Genomic DNA, 3,549 nt, shown 5'->3' with positions numbered 1-3,549 from the left:
CTCACCCCGCTCCAGGAGGGCCTCCTCTTCCACCGCCAGTACGACCGGCACGGCGAGGACGTGTACGTCATGCTGCTGACCCTCGACCTCACCGGCGCCCTGGACGTGCCGGCGCTGCGCAGGGCCGTCGTGGGGCTGGGCCGGCGCAGGACCAACCTCGTCGCCGGGTTCGTCCGGCTGCCCGGCGGGCGCCTCGTGCAGGTCGTACCCCGCAAGGACGCCGAACTCGGCGAGGCCGACCTGTCCCGGCTGGACCCCCGGGAGCAGGAGACGGAGTGCGCCCGGCTCGCCGCCGAGGCGCGCGGCACCCGCTTCGACCCCGCCGACCCGCCGCTGATCCGCTTCACCCTGCTGCGGCTGGCCGCCGACCGCTTCCGGCTCCAGATCGTCACCCACCACATCCTGCTCGACGGCTGGTCCAACCAGCTCCTGCTGCCCGAACTGTTCGCCCTGTACAACGGCGTACGGGAGCTCCCCGACCGCACCCCCTACCGGGACCACCTCGCCTGGCTGGTCCGGCAGGACCGCACGGAGGCGCTGCGGGTCTGGCGGGAGACGCTCGCCGGGGCCGAGCCGACGCTGCTCGGCGCACCGGGCAAGCACGACGGACGCTGGCCCGGCAGGCGGACGTACCGGTTCGACGCGCGGTACACGGCACGGATCGCCGCGGCGGCGGCCCGGCTCCGGGTCACCGTCAACACGCTGACGCAGTGCTGCTGGGCGCTGCTGCTCGCGGGGGAGACCGGCCGCCGGGACGTCGTGTTCGGCATCACCGTCTCCGGACGCTCACCGGACCTGCCGGGCGTCGAGTCGGTGATGGGGTTCCTCATCAACACTCTCCCGATGCGGGTCACGCTCGACGCGGGCGAACCGCTGGGGGACCTGCTGCGCCGCGTCCAGCGCGAACAGGCGCGGCTCATGCCCCACCAGCACGTGGGCCTCGGCGACATCCAGGCCGCCGCGGGGACCGGCGAACTCTTCGACACGGCCATGGTGTTCGAGAACTTCCCCCAGCCGCCCCAGGACCCCCGCACCGCCCTCGCCGATGTCCACGTCACCCGCGCGCACAGCGAGTCCGCCGGGCACTACCCGCTCGTCATGATGGCGTTCCCGCACCCCGACAGCCTCGACCTGAACCTCCTGCACCGCCACGACCTCTTCGACGACGAGGCCGCGGACCGCCTCCTGGACCGACTGGTCCGGCTGATCCGCACGGTCGTCGAGGATCCCGGCACCACCCTCGCCCGGCTCGATCCGCTGGACGACACCGACCGCACCCTCCTGGAGCGCCACCGCGCCGGCGAGAGCGCCGCCCCGGCCACCGTCTGCGCCCTCGCCGAGGCGCAGGCCGCCCGCACCCCCGACGCGCTCGCCCTGGACGCCGTCGACACCGGAGTCCGCCTGACCCACGCCGAACTCCACGCCCGCGCCGGACAGCTGGCCCGGGAACTGCTCGCGCGCGGCCTCGGGCCCGAGCGGCGGGTCGCCGTCCTGCTGCCGCGCTCCGTCGGCCTCGTCGTCGCGTTCCTCGCCGTCCTCAAGGCGGGCGCGGCGGTCGTCCCGCTGGATCCCGGCTACCCGGACGAGCGGCTGCGGCTGATCCTCGACGACGCGGACCCCGCGCTCCTGCTCACCGACCGCGCGCGGGCCGGGTCCGCTCCGGCGGGGCTCGCGACGCTGGTCCTGGACGACACCGACGTGTCGGACCGCCCCGACGGCCCCGTACGGGACGCCGAACGGCCCGTTCCCCTGCGGCCCGAACATGCCGCGTACCTCGTCTACACCTCGGGAAGCACCGGGCGCCCCAAGGGCGTCGTCGTCCAGCACAGCGGGATCGCCGGGGTCGTGCGCACCGGGCTGCGCACGCTCGGTGTGACGCGGGGCGGCCGGATCCTGCACCTCCTGTCGCCCGCCTTCGACGCGGGCGTCCTGGACATCCTGGAAGGGCTCTGCTCACCGGCCGCACTCGTCCTCGCCGACGCCGAACGCCTGCGCCCTGGAGCCGAGTTGGCCGCACTCCTCACGGACGCGGAGATCACCGCGGTCAGCCTCACCCCCTCCCACCTCGCCGTCCTCGACCCGGCACAGGTGCCCGCCGGGATCACCGTACGGTCCTGCGCCGAGCCGCTGGCGCCCGAGCTGGCGCGGCGCTGGTCGGCCCGCCACCGGCTGCTGAACGCGTACGGGCCGACCGAGACGACCGTCATGGCGACCGTCGCGGGCCCCCTGGACCGGGCCGCCGCACCCGTCGGCCGCCCGGTCGCCGGGGCCACCGTGCACCTCCTCGACCACGCCCTGCGGGCCGTCGCGCCGGGGCGGGTCGGCGAGGTCCACATCTCCGGCGGCCTGGTGGCGCGCGGCTACACCGGGCAGCCGGGCCTCACCGCGTCCCGGTTCCTCGCCGACCCCTTCGCCGCCGACGGGCGCCGCATGTACCGCACCGGGGACCTCGCCCGCTGGAACGGCGACGGCCAACTGGAGTTCGTGGCCCGCGCGGACCGCCAGCTCAAGGTGCGGGGCTTCCGACTGGAGCCCGGCGAGGTGGAGTCACAGCTCCTGCGCCACCCGGCGGTCGCCGAGGCCGCCGTCACCGCGCGAGGCCCCCGACTCCTCGCGTACGTGGTGGCGAAGCCCGGCAGGGCACCGGACGACACCCGCCCGCAGGCCCTGCTGGACCGGCTGCGCGCCACGCTCCCCGCCCACGCCGTCCCCGCGACCGTCACCGTCCTCGACCACCTGCCCCGCACCCCGAGCGGCAAGACGGACCACGCCGCACTCCCCGACCCCGAGCGGCCCACCGTCGGACGGGCACCGCGCACCCCGCGCGAGGTCCGGCTGTGCGCCCTGTTCGCGGAAACCCTCCAGACCGCCGCCGTCGGCGTGGACGACGACTTCTTCGAACTCGGCGGCCACTCCCTGCTCGCCGCCCGCCTCGCCCGGCGCATCGAGGAGGTGTGGGGCGAGGAGGCCGACGCGTCGCTGGTGTTCGCGGCCCCCACGGTCGCCCGGCTCGCCGAACGACTCGGCCCCGACCGGGACGAGGAGCGGTTCGGCGTCCTCCTCCCGCTGCGCGCCACGGGCAGCCGGCCCCCGCTGTTCTGCGTCCACCCGGCGGGCGGCGTCGCCTGGACGTACTCCGCCCTCGCCGGCCGGCTCGACCGCGACCTCCCGCTGTACGCGCTCCAGGCCCGGGGACTCGACGGGCACGGCCGCCTCCCGGACAGCGTCGAGGAGATGGCCGCCGACTACGTCGAACAGATCCGCGCCGTCCAGCCGGAGGGCCCCTACCACCTGCTCGGCTGGTCCTTCGGCGGACTCGTCGCCCACGCCATGGCCACCCACCTCCAGGACCACGGCGAACAGGTCGACCGGCTCCTCCTCCTCGACCCGTACGTCGTCGCCGACCTGCCCGCACCGGACGTGGACCGGGAGGACCGGCACCGGGCCGTGCTCGGCGCGCTGCTCGACATCGCGGACGTCAGGCCCGCCGGGCTGCGCGACGACGAGCTGACGACCGCCCGCTTCCTGGAGATCGCCCGCGGCGGCGAG

General features: G+C 75.7%; 1 protein-coding gene. It reads left to right on the top strand.

Annotation, left to right across the window (positions count from 1 at the left end):
- Positions 1 to 3,549, top strand: a 3,549-nt coding sequence (locus AOK24_RS24800; RefSeq protein WP_055722288.1) for a non-ribosomal peptide synthetase, incomplete at both ends; no start/stop codon positions are given.

Source organism: Streptomyces niveiscabiei (genome assembly GCF_001419795.1).
In the GTDB taxonomy this organism is placed as follows: Bacteria; Actinomycetota; Actinomycetes; order Streptomycetales; family Streptomycetaceae; genus Streptomyces; species Streptomyces niveiscabiei.
This window is presented reverse-complemented; position numbering and strand designations above follow the sequence as displayed.